At 70.0% G+C, this 18,920-nt stretch carries 14 protein-coding genes and 1 pseudogene; 5 read left to right on the top strand and 10 right to left on the bottom strand.

Going from position 1 to position 18,920, the window contains the following annotated elements:
* Positions 1 to 24: 24 nt before the first annotated feature.
* Together sthA and WMF22_RS11030 are read right to left on the bottom strand one after the other, a co-directional pair.
* The gene (sthA, locus tag WMF22_RS11025; protein ID WP_437299059.1) at positions 25 to 1,422 is read right to left on the bottom strand and encodes a Si-specific NAD(P)(+) transhydrogenase; all 1,398 of its coding nucleotides are present in this window, start codon (positions 1,420 to 1,422) and stop codon (positions 25 to 27) included.
* Positions 1,423 to 1,470: 48 nt separating this feature from the next.
* The gene (locus tag WMF22_RS11030) at positions 1,471 to 1,998 is read right to left on the bottom strand and encodes a tetratricopeptide repeat protein (protein WP_438035726.1); all 528 of its coding nucleotides are present in this window, start codon (positions 1,996 to 1,998) and stop codon (positions 1,471 to 1,473) included.
* Between the two features lie 92 nt (positions 1,999 to 2,090).
* Here WMF22_RS11030 and WMF22_RS11035 point away from each other — a divergent pair, with 92 nt between their 5' ends.
* The 4 genes and pseudogenes from WMF22_RS11035 to WMF22_RS11050 form a co-directional block, all read left to right on the top strand.
* Positions 2,091 to 4,139 (top strand): hypothetical protein, encoded by a 2,049-nt coding sequence (locus WMF22_RS11035; RefSeq protein WP_438035727.1) that lies wholly within the window; start codon positions 2,091 to 2,093, stop codon positions 4,137 to 4,139.
* Positions 4,136 to 5,020, top strand: coding sequence for an esterase/lipase family protein (locus WMF22_RS11040; protein WP_438035728.1), 885 nt, complete (start codon positions 4,136 to 4,138; stop codon positions 5,018 to 5,020). Before WMF22_RS11035 ends, WMF22_RS11040 begins: the two co-directional genes overlap by 4 nt.
* Before the next feature lie 48 nt (positions 5,021 to 5,068).
* Complete coding sequence (locus WMF22_RS11045; protein ID WP_437299063.1) at positions 5,069 to 5,635, top strand: hypothetical protein; 567 nt, start codon at positions 5,069 to 5,071, stop codon at positions 5,633 to 5,635.
* A 236-nt stretch (positions 5,636 to 5,871) separates the two neighbouring features.
* Positions 5,872 to 6,066 (top strand): annotated as a pseudogene (locus WMF22_RS11050) (adenylosuccinate synthetase); the annotation flags it as partial.
* Between the two features lie 150 nt (positions 6,067 to 6,216).
* On the opposite strand, the gene WMF22_RS11055 reads toward WMF22_RS11050, so the two are convergent.
* From WMF22_RS11055 to WMF22_RS11065, 3 genes are read right to left on the bottom strand one after another with little or no spacing between them, the layout of a single operon-like run.
* Positions 6,217 to 6,624, bottom strand: coding sequence for a hypothetical protein (locus WMF22_RS11055; protein WP_437299064.1), 408 nt, complete (start codon positions 6,622 to 6,624; stop codon positions 6,217 to 6,219).
* 16 nt (positions 6,625 to 6,640) lie between these two features.
* Complete coding sequence (locus tag WMF22_RS11060; RefSeq protein WP_437299065.1) at positions 6,641 to 8,686, bottom strand: RHS repeat-associated core domain-containing protein; 2,046 nt, start codon at positions 8,684 to 8,686, stop codon at positions 6,641 to 6,643.
* Positions 8,683 to 10,800 carry a hypothetical protein gene (locus WMF22_RS11065; RefSeq protein ID WP_438035729.1) on the bottom strand — a complete coding sequence of 706 codons (2,118 nt, stop codon included), beginning with the start codon at positions 10,798 to 10,800 and terminating at the stop codon, positions 8,683 to 8,685. Before WMF22_RS11065 ends, WMF22_RS11060 begins: the two co-directional genes overlap by 4 nt.
* Positions 10,801 to 11,053: 253 nt before the next feature.
* Between WMF22_RS11065 and WMF22_RS11070 the strand changes: the two genes are divergently transcribed.
* On the top strand, positions 11,054 to 11,176 hold the full coding sequence (locus tag WMF22_RS11070; protein WP_437299067.1) for a hypothetical protein: 123 nt from the start codon (positions 11,054 to 11,056) through the stop codon (positions 11,174 to 11,176).
* Between the two features lie 395 nt (positions 11,177 to 11,571).
* On the opposite strand, the gene gcvPA is transcribed toward WMF22_RS11070, so the two are convergent.
* The 5 genes from gcvPA to WMF22_RS11095 all read right to left on the bottom strand — a co-directional run bounded on the left by gcvPA (position 11,572) and on the right by WMF22_RS11095 (position 18,909).
* Positions 11,572 to 12,936: an aminomethyl-transferring glycine dehydrogenase subunit GcvPA gene (gcvPA, locus tag WMF22_RS11075; RefSeq protein ID WP_438035730.1), complete on the bottom strand. Its 1,365-nt coding sequence runs from the start codon at positions 12,934 to 12,936 to the stop codon at positions 11,572 to 11,574.
* A 56-nt stretch (positions 12,937 to 12,992) separates the two neighbouring features.
* Entirely contained in the window at positions 12,993 to 13,394 is a 402-nt protein-coding gene (gene gcvH, locus WMF22_RS11080) for a glycine cleavage system protein GcvH (protein WP_437299069.1), read from the bottom strand.
* Positions 13,395 to 13,472: 78 nt separating this feature from the next.
* On the bottom strand, positions 13,473 to 14,594 hold the full coding sequence (gene gcvT / locus WMF22_RS11085; RefSeq protein WP_437299070.1) for a glycine cleavage system aminomethyltransferase GcvT: 1,122 nt from the start codon (positions 14,592 to 14,594) through the stop codon (positions 13,473 to 13,475).
* A gap of 116 nt (positions 14,595 to 14,710) precedes the next feature.
* Positions 14,711 to 15,253, bottom strand: coding sequence for a hypothetical protein (locus WMF22_RS11090; protein WP_438035731.1), 543 nt, complete (start codon positions 15,251 to 15,253; stop codon positions 14,711 to 14,713).
* Positions 15,250 to 18,909, bottom strand: a complete 3,660-nt coding sequence (locus WMF22_RS11095; RefSeq protein ID WP_438035732.1) for a hypothetical protein — start codon at positions 18,907 to 18,909, stop codon at positions 15,250 to 15,252. The genes WMF22_RS11090 and WMF22_RS11095 overlap by 4 nt, the downstream gene beginning before the upstream one ends.
* Positions 18,910 to 18,920: the final 11 nt, after the last annotated feature.

The raw sequence follows: 18,920 nt of genomic DNA on the forward strand, positions 1-18,920 counted from the left end.
TCCGAGCGCCGCCCCGCCGCGCCCTCAGAACACGCGCCCCAGCCCGTCGAGCGCCGCGACGCGGTAGGCCTCGGCCATGGTGGGGTAGTTGAACGTCGTGTTCACGAAGTACCGGATCGTGTTGTGCGGCGCAGGTTGCGACATGATCGCCTGCCCGATGTGGATGATCTCCGCGGCGTTCTCGCCGAAGCAGTGGATGCCGAGCAGCGCGAGCGTCTCGCGGTGGAAGATCAGCTTCAGCATCCCGACCTGCTGGCCCGTGATCTGCGCGCGCGCGAGCGTCTTGAACGTCGACTTCCCCACCTCGTAGGGCACCTTCTCCGCCGTGAGCTCCCGCTCGCTCTTGCCCAGCGACGAGATCTCGGGCGTCGTGTAGATGCCCGTGGGGATGTCACGGACCAGCTTGTCGTCGGCGTGGCCGCAGATGTGGCTGGCCGCGTACCGGCCCTGGTCGTAGCTCGCGCTCGCGAGCGCCGGGAAGCCGACCACGTCGCCGACCGCGTAGATGTGCGGCTGGCTCGTCTGGAAGGTCTCGCTCACCTCGAGCTGACCGCGCTTGTTCGGCGTGATACCGACGTTCTCCAGGCCGAGATCGGCCGTGTTGCCCGACCTCCCGTTGGCCCAGAGGAAGACCTCGCTCCGGAGCTTCTTCCCGCTCTTCAGGGAGAGCACGACGCCCTCCTTCGTGGCCTCGACCGCCTCGTGCTCCTCGCCGTTCAGGACGCGGATCCCCTTGTCGCAGAAGTGGTACCCGAGCGCGTCGGTGATCTCGTCGTCGAGGAACTCCAGGAGATGGGAGCGCGTGTTCACGAGGTTCACGGCGACCTGCATGTTGCGCAGCATCGACGCGTACTCGCAGCCGATGACGCCCGCCCCGAAGATGGTGATGCTCCGGGGGGTGTGATCCATGCGCAGCAGCGTGTCGCTGTCGAAGACGCGCGGGTGGCTGAAGTCGATGTCGGCCGGCCGGTACGGGCGCGAGCCGGTCGCGATGACGAAGCTGTCGGCCGCGTACCGCCGGCGCTGGCCGCCGTCGCCCTCCACCTCGATCGTGTGCGGATCGACGAACCTGGCCTGCCCCGGGACGAGCCGGACGCGGTTCCGGTCGTAGAAGCTCTCCCGCAGATCGACCTGCTCGTCGATGACGCGGTTCGCCGTCGCGAGGAGCTCGGCGAACGGGTACTCCGGAACCACATCCATCCGCTTGTAGATGGGGCTCTGGTTGATCAGGTTCATGTGGTAGATCGCGCGGCGCAGCGCCTTGCTGGGGATCGTCCCCCAGTGGGTGCAGCCCCCGCCGACCCGCGTGTAGCGCTCGATCGCCGCGACCGATTTGCCGTGCTTCGCGGCCGTCATGGCGGCGCCTTCGCCGCCCGGCCCCGTGCCGAGGATGATGAGATCGAAGTGCGGGGTGGTCACCATCGAGTTCCTTGCCTCCGGCGCGCCGAGCGCGCGTGCGCCGGGAGAAGGCTACTCGAACTGGAGCGGCTCGTCGTCGCCCCCGACGCCGAGCATCTCGAGGATCTGCCGCACCTCCATCGCGGCCTCGACCTCCGGGCCCGCGTCCAGGAAGCCCTGGAGGTGCTTCCGCGCGAGCGCGCGGTTGCCGCGGGCCGCGTGCGCCAGCCCCATCGCGTGCATCGCCTCGCCGTCCTTCGGGAACCGGCGGAGCGCCTCCTTCGCCTGCGCGATCGCGCCGTCCGTGTCGCCGAGGCGGCGGAGCGCGTGCGACAGGCCGACCCGCGCCCCGAGGAAGCTCGGCGCGAGCCGCACGGCGGCGCGGTACGCGTCGCGCGCCGGATCGAGCTGGCCGAGCTCGTAGAGCGCGTGCCCGAGCAGGTTGTACGCGTACGGGTTCGACGGGGAGGCCTTGATCACGTCGCGCAGCGCGACGAGCGCCTCCTGGACTTGCTCCTCTTGCAGGAGCTCGGCCGCCTCCTCGACGGCCTCCCAGTGGGCGGCGTCGATCGATTCGTCCACCACGGCTCTGAGCACCATGGCGCGCAGTCTAGCCAGATTCGGCGCGCCGTCCCGGGCTCCTTCGTGGTACCGGCCGGGCGGTGAGGCGCCCGCCGTGGATCCGGCCGCTCTTGTGGCACGCGAGCGCCGCGATCCCGGTGCTCGGCGCCGCCGCGGCGTTCTACGGCCCCGCGCTCGCCAGGACGGGCGGCGTCTGGCCGGCGCCCCTCGACGACGTCTACATCCACTTCGGGTTCGCCCGCGCCGCGGCCCTTGGCCACCCGTTCTCGTGGATCCCGGGCAACGGCTACTCCTCGGGCGGGACCAGCCTCGTGTACCCCCTCGCCCTGGCGCCCGGGTACCTGCTCGGCTTTCGCGGCGCGTGGCTCGGCCTCTTCGCCGCGCTCCTCGCGTGCGCCGCGCTGCTCGATCTCTGCCGATCGCTCCGGCGGCTCCTCGATGCGCGCGGCGGGCCGGGCGCCGCCTCCTCCCGCTGGGTCGCCTGGGCCGCGCCGCTCTTCGTCGTGGCCGTGCCGTTGCTCGACTGGAGCTGGTTCTCCGGGATGGAGGTCGCGCTGCTCGGCGCGGTGATGGGCCGGGCGCTCGTCGCGGTGCGGCGCGCCGAGCTCGCCCCGCCGGCCGAGCGCCCGGCCGAGCAGCTCCGGGCAGGGCTCCTCGCCGCGCTGCTCGTCGCGACCCGGCCCGAGGCCGTCGCGCTCGCGGCGCCGCTCGCGGTCGCCGTGGCCCACGCGGCGGGCTCGCTGGGCGCGGCGGCGTCGCTCGCGCGCGCGTCCCTGCCGACCGCGCTGCTCCTCGCCGCGCAGGCCGCCGCGAACCGCGCGCTCACGGGGGAGTGGAGCGCGGCGGGGGCGGTGCGCAAGCTCATCCTCTCGAACCCGTACCCGGCGCCGCTCGAGAAGGCGCTGGAGGTGATCAAGAACCTCGCCGCGCTGCGGGTGCAGGCGCTGGAGAGCGCGCTCGGAGGCCCGTCCTACGCCTTCCTCTTGCCGCTGCTCGGCGCGATCGCGGCGCTCGACCGGCGGACGCGGCGCCTCGCCGTGCCGCTCCTGATCGGCGCCTACGGCTCGCTGCTCCTCGTCGCGCTCAACACGACGGCGCGCTACCAGAACCTCCGCTACGCCGCCCCGGCGCTCGCGATGCTGCTCGTCGCCGCGGCCCTCGGGACCGAGGCGCTCGCGCGGCGGGGGCGGCTCGCGGCCGGCGTCGCCGCGGCGCTCGCGCTCGCGGCGCTCGCGGCGCCCTCGGCGTGGTTCGCGCGGCAGATCGACCACTTCGCCCGCTCCTCGGCCAACATCGCCGGGCAGCAGGTCGAGGTCGCGCGGCGCCTGGCCGCGCGCGCGCGCCAACACCGAGCGCCGCGGCGGGTGCTGCTCGGCGACGCCGGGGCGATCCCGTACCTGTCGGGGATCCCGGCCATCGACGGGCTCGGGCTCGGCGGCTACCGGGGGATGCCGTTCGCGCGGGCCTCGGTGCACGGGGTGCCGGCCGTCGTCGAGCTCATCGAGCGGCTCGACGCCGCCGAGCGGCCCGACGTCTTCGCCCTGTACCCCTCGTGGTGGGGCGGGCTCGCGGACGTCTTCGGCCGGCGCGTCGACGCGGTGAAGATCGAGGACAACGTGATGTGCGCCGCGGACGAGAAGGTGATCTACGAGGCGGACTGGTCCGCGCTCGCGCCGCCGGGGGAGCGCCGCGACGGGGCCATCGACGAGGTGGACATCGCCGACCTGGTCGACGAGCGGGCGCACGGCTACGCGTTCCCGTCGCCGCGCGGCGGCTGGGTCGTCGGCGCCGTGCTGCGGGACGGGAGCGACGGCGGCGGAGCGCCGCGGTTCGACGCCGGCAGGATCATCCCTGAGGGGCGCGAGCAGTCGTTCGCAATCGGAGCGGCCTCCGCGGCCTCCGCGGCCGACGCGAGCGCTGCGAGCGCCCGCGGGCCCGCTGTGCTCGCGCTGCGCACCGACGGGGGCGGCCCGATCGCGATCGGCGTGGCGGTCGAGCGCGCCGCGGACGAGGCGCGCGTCGAGGTGCCAGAGCGCCCTCTGGACCGCTGGTCCGAGATCCGGGTGCCGCTGCGCGACGTCGCGCCGGGGGACATCGTCCGGATCCGCGCGCTCCGGGGGACGTTCCGCAGCTTCCATGTCTGGCTGCTAAGGCCATGATCGGCCTCCTCGCCGTCCGCGCGGCGTCCTCGCGGCGCGCGCCCGCGACACAGCGCGTCGTGAGCCACGGGGACGTCGCGCGACGGATCCATGGTAAGAGCCACCACGTGGCGAGGTGGTTCCGTGCGTCGGCCTTCGCGGCGACAGCTGGCAGGGAGGTGGCCTCGTTCGCGAGGCAGGCGGTCCTCCTTCCGTACGACACCCTCGCGCCGGTGATCCCTGACGGGGCGCGCGACGGCGATGAGGTGGTGGTCATCCTCCACGGGCTCTTCGCCTCCGCCGGCGTGCTCCGGCCGCTGCGCACGGCGATCGAGCGCCACGCCGCGATGTCGCGCGCCTCGCGGGCGCGCGGTCGGGCGGACCCGGCGCGCGCCGAGCCGCCGTGGTCGGTCCACACGGCGACGATGTCCTACGCGCCGGGGCCCGGCGTCGAGGCGCTGTCAGCGCGCCTCGGGGCGCTCGTCGCGGCGCTGCCGGGCGGCGTGCGCTTGCACCTCGTCGGCCACAGCATGGGCGGCATCGTGTGCCGCTTCTTCGCGCAGGAGGTCGGCGATCCGCGCGTCGTGCAGACCATCTCCATGGCGAGCCCGTTCGGCGGCATCCCGCGCGCAGGGCTGCTCGGCTTCGGCGGCGCGCGCGATCTCGACGCGTCGAGCCCGGTCCTCCGGCGCGTCCTGCTCGGGACGGCGCGGTCGAGCGTCCCGCACCTGTCGATCGTCGCGGGGGCCGACACGCTGGTCCGCTCGCCCATCGCGCACGCGCTGCCGGGCGGCGAGGTGCGGGTGATGGAGGGGCGGGGGCACAACACGCTCCTCTTCGATCCCGAGGTGGCCGCGCTCGTGGCGCGGCACATCGTCGCGCGGCGCGGCACCTTGCGTTGAACGCGCGCTGACCTATCGCCGCTCGGCGCTTCGTGCTAGCTCGCTCGCGTGCGCTCGCCCATCGCCTGCCTCGCCGCCGTCGGGGCCTTGCTCGCCCCGCTCGCCTGGTCCTCGCCTTCGCGCGCGGACGCCTCCGCGTGGACCTTCGTGGGCGCCGGCGCGATCGGCTGGAAGCAGGGCGAGAGCGATCTCGTCTTCGACGGCGCGCTGTCGTGCGACGTCGGCGTCGGGACCACGCCCGACGCGCCCGTCATCGTCGGCGGCCTGGTGCGCGCGACGCCGATCCTCGACAGCGGCATCGATCTCGCGCTGCTCGCCCGGGTCGCGACGCGCGGCTTCCAGGCTGGCCAGCTGGGCCTCGCCCTCGACGCGGGCGGCTACCGCCGCTTCTGGGGCGCAGGTTCCACGGGCGTGGCCGGCGCGCTCACGCTGGGGGCGCCGCTCGGCATCAGCCTCTCGCTCCAGGGCAGCTACGGCACCGACAACGCCATGGCGTTCGCCGCCATCGCGGGCGTCGACCTGCTGCGCCTCACCGTCTACCGGCAATCGCTCCTGCCGCTGTGGCCGAACCCGTTCCCCGCGCAGCAGCGCGGGCAGGACGTCGCCTCGCGCTGAGGGGCGCGCGAGCGTCTCTCCGGACGCGACGGGGAGTCATTCAGGCGGGCAGGGGGCAGTCGAGGACCGGGCACGCGACCGCATTGGCACCGCCGACGCCGGTTGGCCGGCGAAGTCGTGCCCCGGCAGGGTGCGGCCAGTGGGGCGTCAGGGATGTCGTCGCCGCGCTTGCGATCCTCCTCCTCCTCGCGTTCATTCACGTTGCGCCGCGCCGGATCGGATGTCACGCGCGGAGGGTCGACGAGATCGCGACGGCGAAGTCGGTGCTGGAGTCGGTGGCCGAGTGGAGCGAGCCGAGTGACGGCGCCCGCTCCATGACGGAGCTGCCGGCAGCGGCGCGGCACTATGTGGAGCTGGTCGAGAAGGAGACCGGCGTGTCGGTCGGCGCGGCTCGCGGGGCGACGGTCGTGCGGCGCAACGCGTTCGCGTGATGCGGCTGGGCTAAGGGCCGCCGCCTGCGTGGGCGCCCCGCCGACGAGTCCGTCGCTGGCGGCGGCGCGGTCGGGTGTGGGGCGCCCGCGGGCACGCGGCCGGCGCTCGTCCGTCGATGACGGCTTAACGCAGCCGCAGGCCGCGGTAGATCATTCCGTATCGGAGGGGGTCGAGGAGGGGGCCACGCTCGACGAGTGGGACTCCTGCTTGACCCAATTCAGGATCAAGCTTCGGGCGATGGCCCGACAATTGGCCAGATGATAGGCGACCCATGCATCGAGGCCGTCGGCCGTCCTCTCATTGGGATCTAGCCAACTCGTAAAACTACCAGGTACGGAACCCGCTGACTCCTCTAGCTCGCGCTTGATCGACGCTGGATCAGCTTGGACCCGAACGAGCAACGATTCAAGGTATTCGGCCAAGGCGGAGCATGGATGATCCCCGATAGCCCGCAGTCGCTCGAGAATCTCGGCGTCGCTCAGTGAGAGGATCCAAAATTCCTCAGGACCATACCCACTGGTGAATTCGGCAAGAATCTCGTCGATCGACTTGTTCATCTCTCGCTCACAGTGCTCATTGCACCAGGCATTGAGCAAAGCACAGGCCACTGGCGACCGCGCCAATATCGCGCGCGTCGCACACGTCCGCGCAGCACTTGACGCGTGCACTACCGGACGTCCCGCTGCAGCTCTTCATCTTCTTCTTCCAATCGGGTTCCGGCGGATCCCGGTATGGATTCGCGGGACACATCCCAAATCCATTCTTCGGTTTCGGCCTTTCCCCAGGATGCGACCCCGGCCCAGAATCGGACCCAGGCTCAGAATCGGATCCAGAATTAGAACCGAACTTGGCCTTCTCTTCTCCCCAGCAATCCGCCAAGCTACGTCCGCTCAGAAGGCAATCCAACAACCCGACGGGGCCGAGACCGTTCGGATCCGTGAAGCTGATCGGATCGTTGAGCACGTAACCGTACAGGTTCGTGTCCCCGCCGTCAAACCGGATCGGATCCTTCGCCGTCCACCGCCCCACCTCCGCGTCGTAATCGCGCGCTCCAAAGCGCACCAGCTTCGTATCGGCGTCGTATAGCCCGCCGGCGAAGCCGAACGGCTGGAAGCCCGGGTTCGTGTCCTGGAGGAGGCGGCCGAACTCATCATAGTCGAGGCGTTGCGCTATCGCTCCGGTCGCGATGTTGACGACCAGACGCGGGCTGTTCCGATGGTCCGTCAGAATCCGGTAGGTCGCCGCACCCTTCAGGATGAGATCAGGGACATTGCGACCCTGACCGTAGACGAACTGCGCCACCACCGCGCCTGCGGCATTGAGCTCCGCCACGGGTCGCAGGTCGTCGCGGTAGATGAACCCCTGCACCACCGCGCCGTTCTTCTTCTTCCAGATCCGGCGGTCCCCCCCATCCACCAGGTAGTCGATCACGTCACCGGTGCCCAGAACTGCCTGGCGGAGGTTACCGCGTGCGTCGTACGTGAGCGTCGTCGTCGCTCCCGTGACCGTATCGGTGATGCTCGTAAGGTCGCCCGCCGAGCTTACCCCGTAGGTCTTGAGCGCATAGCTCAGGAGCCGATCCTGGTCATCATACGTACCACTCTCCGTCCCCGCGGACGACGTTCGCGACAGACGATTCCCGTTCGCGTTGTAATCGTAGTGCGCCGCGATCACGCCATCGCGATACACGTCGGTAAGACGGCCGGCGAGGTCGCGAACATACTCGTACGTCGCGGTCTGCCCTTGTATCGTCTCCGTCATGCTCTGGATGCGCCCTAGAGCGTCGGGCGTAGATGTCACCTCGTACAGCGTCGAGCCGCTCGCCTGCGCAACGTACGTCGCCACTGCGCCATAGGCGTCGCGGCTGATTGTATCGCTCACGACGCCGATCGTGCTCCCGGTGTACGTCCCGTTGTTGGGATGCCGGGAGAGCGTGAGCCCGCCCGCTTGGGTGAGGAGGCCGTCTGCATCGTAGTCGAAGTTGATGGTCGCACCGCTGCCCACGGTCTCCGTATCGATGCGGAAGTCATTGTCGTAGACCCACTGCACACTCGAGGAGTTGCCCCCGAACCCGGCTCCTGTCCACGTCAGACTGGTCAAGAGCATGCCATCGTAGGCAAAATTGAGCGAGATACCTGAAGGACTGGCGATGGTCGTGAGTCTTCCAGTCGACGGATGATAGGCGTAGCTGATGGTGCCCATCCCCAGCGGCAGCGCCACCTGGCTGAGGCGACCCGTAGACGGGTCCCGCGTGTAGACCGTCGCGGCCTCACCCGGCCGCGCCGAGCTCGTGAGCATGCCGTCCAGATCGTAGGACCACGAGGTATCCCCGGGAGCACCGCCGACGGCCGGAGCCAGGTATTCCTCCAGGAGATCGGCCGGCGTATAACCGAATGTGTGCGCCGGCCGGTCCGGCGGCGTCACCGTGTGGACGAGTCCGCCGGGATAGTAGCTCGTTCCGATCACCTCGTCGTCGGCCCTCGTCACCTGCGTGGAGCGGCCGACCGCATCGTGAAGCAAAGAGACGGTGTTGAGCAGTGGATCGGTTGCCGTCGTGAGCCAGCCGTTGTCTTCGTACGTGTACGTCCACGTCCTGGATCCCTGGGATCGCGCGCTCAAGCGACCATCCGGATAGTACGTGAAATCACTGGCAGGATTGCGGGCACCGCGATGCGCTGGGTGCGCCCCTCGGGGGTGAGGGTGATTGTGGACTGGCGCCCCGCAGGGGATGTGTGGACGGTCGCCCTCGTGGCCTTGTTGAACACGAGAGAGGACGCTCGCCCGTTGATCGACATGATCTCGGTGAACGAGCTCAGGGTCAGCGCGTTGGTCGGCGCCGTGAGGACCACCGAGCGCGATCGGGTAACTTGCCTTGTTCGTCCAAGGGGGGTCGTCGTGACCTCGCTGCTGACCAACGGGGACTGCATGCCGAAGCGCGGGTCCCCGTTCACCTCGATGGAGGTCACGGTGCCGTCCGCCGCCGTGGTCGTCCTGGCTCCGCTCGTGCTGATTTGCTCGACGGTTGAGAGCCCGTCCGATCCCGTGCGGATGCGCTGCTTGCTGCCGTCCGGCAGCGTCGCGACCTCGTATCCGCGGGTCAACCCCATCGCGGTCGTGACCGTGACACGGTGGCCGTTGGGCGTCTCGGTCCGGGTGAGCTGCTTGTAGCCGTCCGCCGGATCCTCGTCCCTGATGAGGCGTCCTTTCGCGTCGAACTCGAACTGGTGCAGCCGGCCGAGCGGGTCCTCGAGGGACTGGAGCAGCCCGCTGTTCGGATAATACGAGAGCGTCGTCGTCTCGTTCGCCGGATTCGTGACCTTCCAGAGGTAGTGCTCGGCGTCGAGGGTGAGCGCGGTGCTCTGCCCGGTCGGCGCGAGGATGGCCGTCGGGTAGCCGTCTGCGTTGCGCTGGATGGTCGTGACCTGCTGGTCGACATCGGTGATCGTGCTCAACCGCCCCTTGGCGTCATAACCGAATTCGTAGCGCACGGTGCCGAGGAGAGTGTCATGAGTGACGAGGTGCTTACCCTGCTGGTCGAAGATGTACACCTCGGTCCCGTCATCGCTCGCGATCGCGAAGTGAGCCGCTTGGATGCGCGGGAGCGCCATGTCGACGCGGCCGATGTAGGAGGAGCTGCCGCTGCCATCGATGAACATCAGGCGGTCATCTGGAGTAACGGCCAAATCGGTCACTTGTAAGAACCAGGCCGCGGTCGGAGGGCCGCCAAGACCGCAAGCATTGCAATTCCAAGGGCGAGGAGCTCGGTTTCCGGCGAACGTGGTGAGTACCCCATCGGGCGAGATGCGCCGGATGAGATTGTCCTGCAGCAGCTCGCCAGACAGCGCGGCGAAGTACACGCTGCCGTCCTGTCCGACCGCCAGTGAGTCGGGAACACCGATCGAAGCCGAGATCGCGGGCACCCCATCCTCGGATGTGGTCGTCTCGACGGTGCCCGCGATCTTGTTGATAATCCCACTGCGATCGATCCGCCGGATCCGGTAACCATCCCACGGTTGTCCGGAGGACTCCGAGATGTATATCGATCCGTCCGGCCCAAGCGCCATGTCATAGATCGAACGGAATCGGGCATCGACAGCGGGGCCGCCGTCGCCGGAGCTGACACTAGCGTTGGTGTTCCATGAGCCTGCAACCGTCGTGATGATCCCATCAGGCGCCACCTTGAGGATAGAATTGTTGAATGCCAGGTAGAGGTTGCCGTCGCTGGAAACGTCGAGGCCATACACGGAGCCCGAGGAGCCGGAAGTGGCGAGCGCACCGTCGGGCGGTCGAGTGCCTAATAGACCGTTGCCTGCGACAGTGGTGATGATTCCATCGGGCGAGATCTTGCGGACGCGGTAGTTGCTCTCGTCGATGAAATAGATGGTACCGTCGGGTCCAATCGTGAGTCGCCGAGGCTGGTTCAATAACGCCTGTGTCGCAGGCTGGTTATCTCCATTGAATCCGGCCTGCGCGTTGACGCCGGCGATCGTGTTGACGAAGCCGTCGGGCGAGATTTTGCGGATGCGATGCATATAACGCTCGGAGTAGTAGATGCTTCCATCCGGACCGACGGCGATTCCGCGAGCGGCAGCAATAGGCACTCTATCGGCGCGGACTCCCTCAGCGGTGGCGCTGCTCGCAGGAGGAGGTGGATAGCCGGCGATGCGCTGGAGCATGGCAACCATGGCTCGGCCGGTGCGACGCGAGCCATCGCCGCGGTAGAGCATGGACATGGGGTCCACGCTTTGTCATGCGAAGCGAGTCCGAATGTCTTGGCGCCGCATCCACAGGCACCATCGAATTTGCCTGATCGCGAGTTCAGTAAAGGGTGCTGAATGTACGTCGCGACCGGCAGCCAAGCCCGGTGGAGTCGCGCCTGAAGGCGAACCGGGGTCTGGGCTTCACGGGCGTGGCCGGCGCGCTCACGCTGGGGGCGCCGCTCGGATCAGCCTCTCGCTCCAGGGGAGCTACGGGACGGACGACGCCGTGGCGTTCGGCGTCATCGCGGGCGTCGACCTGCTGCGTCTCACCGTCTACCGGCAGTCGCTCCTGCCGCTGTGGCCGAACCCGTCGCCCGCGCAGCATCGCCGAGACGTCGCCTCGCGCTGACGAAGGCGGTGAGCGCTCCCCCGCGTTGAGATCGCCTTCCCGGGCGCCCGAGTCCCCGTTTCAAGCCTTGAAGCGGGCGACTCGGTCGCCGAGCGAGCGATTTCAAGCCTTGATCCGCCCCGCTGGCCGGCCGAGTCGGCCATCTCAAGGCTTGATCCGCCCCGCTGGCCCGCCGAGTCGGCGATCTCAAGGCTTGAAAGGGCCGACTCGGCGACCGAGTCGCCCGTTGCAACGCTTGCATCAAGCGTTGCAGCGGGCCGCAGGGCTCACCTGTCCAGCGACGGCTACCAACGGGGCGGTAGGCCCCCGGCGAGGGAGCTCGGCACACCCTCCCCCAGCCGCCCTACGCTCCGCTCAGCCGCCGCCCCGCTCGGCTCGGAACCGCCTCGTCCGCTTCAGCCCTTGAACCCCGCGAGCCCTTCCACGAGCCGATCGAGATCCGCCCGGCTGTGCCGCTCGGTCACGGCGACGAGCAGCTCGTCCCGCCGCCGCGCGTCGATCCGCCCGAGATCCAGCCCCGCGATGATCCCCTGCTCGGCCAGCGCCCGCGTGAGCTTCCCCGCGTCCCCGCCGCGGACCTTCACGACGAACTCGTGGAACGTCGGCGCCGACATCGGCAGCGAGTAGCCGTCGAGCCGCGCGATCTCCCGCTTCAGGTGCTCGGCCTTCGCGAGGCACTGCTTCGCCGCCTCCACGAACCCGCGCTTGCCGAGCATGCACATCCGCATCGTGACCGCCGTCGCGCAGAGGCCGCTGTTCGTGCAGATGTTGCTCGTCGCCCGCTCGCGGCGGATGTGCTGCTCGCGCGTCGCGAGCGTCAGCACGTACCCGCGGGTCCCGTGCTTGTCGACCGTCTCGCCGACAAGCCGGCCGGGCACCTGCTGGAGGTACTTGCGGTCGTTCCGGCACGCGAACAGCCCGACGTTGGGGCCGCCGTACTGCGGCGGCAGCCCGAGCGGCTGGCCCTCCGCCACCGCGATGTCGGCGCCGAGCGCGCCCGGCGACTCGAGCAGCGCGAGCGCGTACGGGTCCAGCGTGACCGTGATCAGCAGCGCGCCCTTCTGGTGGCACACCTCGGCCACCTTCCGGATGTCGCCCACGACGCCGAAGAAGTTCGGATAGCCGACCACCACGCAGGCCGTCGTCTCGTCGATCGCCCGCGTCAGCGCCTCGACGTCCGCCGTGCCGTCGCGGCCGACGTCGACCCCGACCAGCGACGCCTTGCCGGACCCGATGCCGTGCACGTACGTCTCGACCGTGCCGACATAGTCGGGGTGCACGCCCCCGGACAGGACCGTGCGCTCCCGTCCCGTCAGCCGGCGGGCCATCAGCACGGCCTCCGCGAGCGCGCTCGCGCCGTCGTACATCGACGCGTTGGCGATCGGCAGCCCGAGGATCTCACTCACGATCGTCTGGAACTCGAAGATCACCTGGAGCGTGCCCTGGGAGACCTCGGGCTGGTACGGCGTGTAGGCCGTGTAGAACTCGCTGCGGAGTAGCAGCTGATCGGCGGCCGGCGGGAAATGGTGCTCGTAGGCGCCGGCGCCGAGGAACGAGAGCATGCGCTCTGCGCGGTTCTTCTGGGCGAGCTCCTCGAGGTGCCGCATGAGCGAGGCCTCGTCGAGCGAAGGCTCCATCGAGAGCGGGCGCGTGAGGCGCGCCTCCTCCGGGATCGCGCTGTAGAGCTCCTCGAGCGACGACAGGCCGACGGCCTGCAGCATCTCGCTGATTTCCTCGGGCGTGTGGGGCAGGTAGCGCATGGTCTTGTGCAGCGGGAAACGGGAAGGGTGATGCGGAACGCGGAGGGGCGCGGCGCTCAGTGCGCCGCGGTCTTCAGGAGCTCAACGTACGCGTCGGGATCCATGAGCGCGCCGAGCTCGCCCTGGTCCGAGGGGACGACCTCGATCATCCACGCCTTGCCGTAGCAGTCGTCGTTGACGAGCTCGGGGCGGCTCTCGAGATCCGCGTTCACGCGCTGGATCTTGCCGCTCACCGGCGCGAACAGATCACTCAGCGTCTTGACGCTCTCGATCGTGCCGAACGCCGTGCCCGCGGTGATGGTGTCGCCCGGCTTCACGTCGAGGTTGACCAGCGTGATGTCGCCGAGCTGCTCGACAGCGAAGGCGGTGATCCCGATCACGACGAGATCGTTCTCCTGCTTGGCCCACTCGTGGTCCTTCGTGTACCGCCGGTCCGTTCGGACATTGTCGCTCGCCATGTGACTTCTTCTCCCTTTGCCAACCTGGATCTCTGGTCGCCGCGCGCGGTCGCTCGGATCGGCCCGCCTCGGCGCGGGTCAGGCCCGCTTGTAGAACGGGGTCTTGACCACGACCGCCTCGACCGTGCGCCCGCGGCAGTCCACCTGGAAGGCGGTCCCTACCGCCGCCATGGGCGCCGGCAGGTAGCCGAGCCCGATGTTCTTGCCGACGGTCGGCCCCGGGCTGCCGCTCGTGCAGACGCCGACCTTCGCGCCGCTCACGTCGAGCAGCGGGTAGCCGTGGCGCGCGATGCCGCGCCCCGTCATCTCGAAGCCGACCAGCTTGCGCGCGGGGCCCTCGTCCTTGATGCGCTGGAGCGCCGCGCGCCCCACGAAATCGCCCTTGTCGAGCTTCACCACCCAGCCGAGGCCCGCCTCGATGGGGTTCGTCGTCTCGTCGATGTCGTTGCCGTACAGCGACAGGCGCGCCTCCAGGCGGAGCGTGTCGCGCGCGCCGAGGCCCGTCGCCTCGAGGCCGAGCGGACCGCCGAGCTCGACGAGCGCGCGCCAGAGCCGCTGCGCGTCGGACGGCGAGCAGAAGATCTCGATGCCGTCCTCGCCGGTGTAGCCGGTGCGGGCCACGGTGCAGCGCACGTTGGCGAGCGTCGCGTCGCGGAAGTGGAACGGCGCGAGCTCGCGCAGCGCGGGGCCGTCGCCGCCCGCGAGCGCGACGATGTCGAGCGCCTTCGGCCCCTGGAGCGCCATCATCGCCGTGCGATCCGACGCGTCCTCGAAGCTGCAGTGGCCCTGCGCCGCGCCCCGGATGTGGGCGGCGATCTTGTCGCGGTTCGAGGCGTTGCAGACGATGAGCCACTGCCGCGCGTCGATCCGGTACACGATGAGGTCGTCGAGGATGGTTCCGGCCTCGTTGCACGCGCACGTGTAGAGCGCGTGGCCATCTTCCAGCTTCTTCACGTCGTTCGTGACGAGGTAGTCGACCACCTGTCCGGAGTGCTCGCCGCTCAGGATGATCTCGCCCATGTGCGAGACGTCGAACAGCCCGGCGGCGGTGCGCACCGCCTTGTGCTCTTCGGTGACGCCTTTGTACTGGACCGGCATCTCCCAGCCGGCGAACGGGACCATGCGGCCGCCGAGCTTGATGTGCTCGTCGTAGAGCGGCGTCCTTCGGAGCGGAGCGGTGGGGAGCGGCTTGGTCGACACGGCCGCGATCTACTTCGAAAGGTCGGAGATGTCGACTGGCGCCGACTGGCGCCGACTGGCGCCGACTGGCGCAGCGGCCCCCGCGGCGCCGGAGGTCGAGGCCGCCGCTCTCGCGCTCACTCGAGGCGGGTGGGATCGATCACCTTGCCGGCCGGCGTGAGCCCGCTGCGGCGCCAGCGCTCCTCGACCGACAGGCCCTGCTCCGCGGGCGCCCGGGTCTCGTCGCGGATGACGAGCTCCGAGACGTGCGCGCGCGAGACGACCTCGATCCGGATCATCCGCTGCGGCGCGCTCTTCACGGTGGCGCGCGAGAAGATCGTCTTCGCAGGCCCGGTCTCGACATTTCCGGCGAGGACGCGCGTGCGCACGTAGTTCGCCACCCGCTCGGCAGGAATTTCCCCGACGGCGAAGACGGCATCGGTGAAGCGCGCGCGCACCTTCATGCGGCGCGGGATGGGCAGGCCGAACGCCTGCTCGGTCCCCTCGGCGAGCTCGCCCGGCAGCGCCTGGTCGACCGGCGGCTTCGGGGCCGCGGCCTCGCTCGCCTGCGGCGCCGGCGCCGGCGCGCCGGCGTCGCTGCGGCAGGCGGGCGCGGCCGAAACGCACGCGACGAGCGCGGCGAGCGCGCCGGCGGCGCGCGACAGGCTGGCTCGCTTCATTCGATGAGGGTGGCCCACGAGTCGATCTTAACGACCTTGCGCGGCCGCTGCAGCGTCCTCGTGCTCGTTCGCGTCGCGCCCCCCTGGGCGTCCGCGTCGCCCGCGGCGCCGGTGTGGAACACGAGCTGGTACTCGGGCGGGGTGGAGTGCTGGACGATCGTCTGCTGGCCGAAGTAGTCATCGGTGTACTCCGCCGTCTCCACGCAGGTCGGCTTCTGGGTCACGGCCACGCCGAAGACGATCGTGCCCGGCGACTGCAGCTCGGAGCGCTCCGGACCCGCGTCCGGATCGACGACGAGGCAGCCGTTCGGGAGCGCGGGCGTGTCCGTGTCGCCGAGCAGGTAGTCGACGCCCCAGATCGCGCCGCGCCCGTCCGCGCACACGTAGGTCCCGGGCGCGACGGGCCTGAACGTCGCGAAGTACGCGCAGCCGTTGAAGAGGGAGATGGGCCCGGTCACGCGCTCGCCGCCCGTGAAGGGGACGACCCAGTTCTCGCTGAAGCGGAGGCTTGTGTTGTGCGGCTTCTCGGTGATCGACCAGACCCGCGTCTCGATGGCGGCGCTCGCCGTGAACGCCTCCTGATCGCCGGTGGAGAACAGGATGACCTTGTTGCCGAGCGGATCGGTGCTCACGATCGGCGTCGTCTGGATCGGCTGGCTGCTCGCCGCGCTGTCGGTCGGGAACGAGTACGCGTCCCAGGCGAGGTCCACGGTCCAGTCGTCCGGGTTGGTGCTCGTCAGGCTGACGCGCCAGAGCGTCCCGTCGGCGTCGCCGACGTAGATGCGCTCGGCGACCTCGCCGACGCCCGCCGGGAACGGCACGGGGACGCCGGTGATCGGCGAGTCGAAGTCGACCCGCGTGGTCCGCGAGGCGATCCCGCCCGGGGCCTCGTCGACGCGGCCCCGGAACGTGCGGATGATCTCGCCCGTGTCGAGCCGGACGATCGTGAGCGAGCGCGCCGGGCCGACGGGGCCGCCAGTGCCCGCGCTGCCCCAGCACCGGACCGAGTCGCGGACCGTCAGGGTGCCCTTCGGATGGAAGAGCGGGGGCGTCGCGTTCTGCCGGTTGCACGCGGGCTGGCTCGTGTCGAGCGAGGCGGAGCCGCCGGGCAGGATGGCGACCGCGATCTCCTTGATGTGAGCGCCGTCCTGCATCTCCACCATGCCGATCGCCGGCGTCGGCGTCGCCTCGCCGAACAGCGGGGTGCCGCTATCGTCCGTGGAGAGCTGCCAGAGGAACTTCGGCGCCTTCGGGTTCGTCACGTCGAGCGCGTAGTAGAAGCTGCCGCCCGCGCCGCCGCTGGCGACGAGCACGGTGTTCCACTTCGCGCTGGCGCTGCTCACCTGCGCCGACGTGCGCTCGAAGACGACGTTCTTCACGACGGGCGCGCCGTCGAGCAGCAGCGATTGCTGGTTGAACGTCGCGAGCAGCCGGGGGAGCACGTGGGGCGGCAGGAACGACCAGAGCTCGTTGTTCTCGACCTTGTCCACCTTGAGCTCGTCGTCCGCGTCTGCCGCGGTCACCTGGAAGGCGTGCAGCTGCCCGTCGGTCGTCGCCGTGTAGAGCACGAGCGGCCGGTTCGCCTGATCGGGGTGCTCCGCGAAGGCCCGGTAGGACTCGTCGGGGATGTAGTCGTTCGGCGGCCCCACGACGACCGGCGTGGAGTGATAGATGCTGCCGAGCTCGTTGCCGTCGCGGGAGGCGATGCCCGAGGGCATCGGCTGGCCGACCTCCCACTCGATGAGGCGCCGGGCGCAGTCCGCGGCGTTGGTCGCCTGCAGCCCGCCCGAGCACTGCGGCGGGACTGCCGCGCTGGGATCGAGGTCGAGCGCGCGGGACGCGCTGGAGAGCTCGGTCGCGAACGCCGTCGCCTGCGCGGGCGCGCCGCTGCCGGTCATCGTGCCCGTGTAGCTGCCCAGGCCGTCCGTCGCGACGGCGCCCGTGGTGGCGTCGGGGAGACGGATGCTCCGGCGCGACCAGATGCGCTGCGCGGTGGTGTCGAGCTCGCCGATCACGGTGAAGAACCGCCGCGGCTCCCCGGTGTTCGAGTTGACGTTGGCCGCGAAGTCATCGCCCTTGCCGGGGTCGATGTCCTTCAGCTGCGTCGTCATGACGCCGCTCACGGGCTCGCAGACGAAGCGCTTGCGCTCGAGGTTGCCGCTCCAGAGCGAGCCGTCCGGCGGCGGGCTGAACGAGGAGGCGAACTGGTAGGCGACCCCCGCGTCGGTGCTGCCGTTGTTCGCGGTCGTGGCCGCGTTGGCGAAGACGGGGAGGGTGCGGCTCGTCGAGTTCGCGGCGATCTGCGCGAAGATCCGCGACATGACCGCGGAGAGCTCGTTGGCGTCGTCCGGGAAATAGCCGCGGTCGGTCCCGCCCTCGATGGCGATGCGCGAGAGCGTGCAGCACGCCTTGACCGCGCCGGCGGCGTTGTCGCAGCGCCCGGCGGGCAGGAAATCAGCGCTGGAGATCGTCGCGCAATCGAAATTCGAATCGCCGAGCTCCTGCCGCGCCTGGGTGGTAAGGCCGAACCCGACGGCATACGTCGGCACGCGCCGGTTCGGGTTGACGTGGGAGTTGAGCGACTGGGCGAGGACGTGCGGCTCCTCGTAGGGACAGCCCGTCAATTCGGGGCCGGGGCCAGGCCCCTGTGTGCAGGTCGGGCGCAGGTCGAGGTTCGGCTCGCCGTCGGAGATGAGCACGATCGAGGTCTTGCGGCAGCCGCCGCTGATGAACGGATCGTCGCGCGGCCCGAGCGGCCGGCTCTTCCAGGTCGAGGCGTCGTTGAGGATGAAGTCGCGCGCGTCCGACAGCATCCCGGCGAGCGGCGTCGCGCCGTAGGGGCGCATCGCGATGAGCGCGTTCTGGATGCTCTCGTTCACGCTGCGGATCTCGGTGGTGTCCGCCGTGTAGGTCGGGAAGGGGATGAGCGGCCCTTCCCAGAGCGGCGCGGACGGGTTCCTGGCGCCGACCTCCATGTCCGCGGGAGCGCAGGCGGGCGGGTTGCCCCGCGCCGGGAGTCCCGGGCCGGGCTCGAACCCGAGGAAGTAGCTCCACATCCCCTCGATGCCGCCCACGGGATCGGGAGCGCCGGAGAGGAGCCCGGTGCTCGCGTCGGGGAGCGTGTCGAACGTCATGAGCCCGAACCGGATCCGGTCCTGGTAGACGTCGAGCAGGCCGGAGTTAAGCTGCGTGAACGGCGTCGTACAGGGAGTGGCCGCGTTGTCCCAGCGATGCTCGCCCACCAGATCGTAGGTCGCCCCCGGGCCCTTCGTGCAGTGGCCCGAGATCATGCGATGGAACGGGATGTAGTAGTTCCTGTCGTAGGGCGGCTCTCCCCCGAGGCTGAACTCGTTGACGAACGCGGTGCTCGTGCGGGGCTGCGCGACACAGCTGAAGTCCTGGATCGGGCCCGTGAGCGACTCGACGAGCTTCGTCCAGCGGCTCTTCCGGTCCTCGGAGGTGGGGGGAGTGCCTGGGTTGCACTCCGGGTCCTCGCCCGCCACCGTCTTCTCCATCGAGCCGGACGTGTCGACGAGCAAGAGCACGTTGGGCAGCGGCGGCTCCACATCCATCGCCTGCGCGCGTGCGCGCCCCGCGACGAGGCCGACGGTCGCCGCGGAGCTCATGGTGACAAGGACCTTCGTCAGGTTTCGCATCGTGCGCTCCG

The sequence above is a fragment of the Sorangium sp. So ce204 genome, from assembly GCF_051526795.1.
In the GTDB taxonomy this organism is placed as follows: domain Bacteria; phylum Myxococcota_A; class Polyangia; order Polyangiales; family Polyangiaceae; genus Sorangium; species Sorangium cellulosum_B.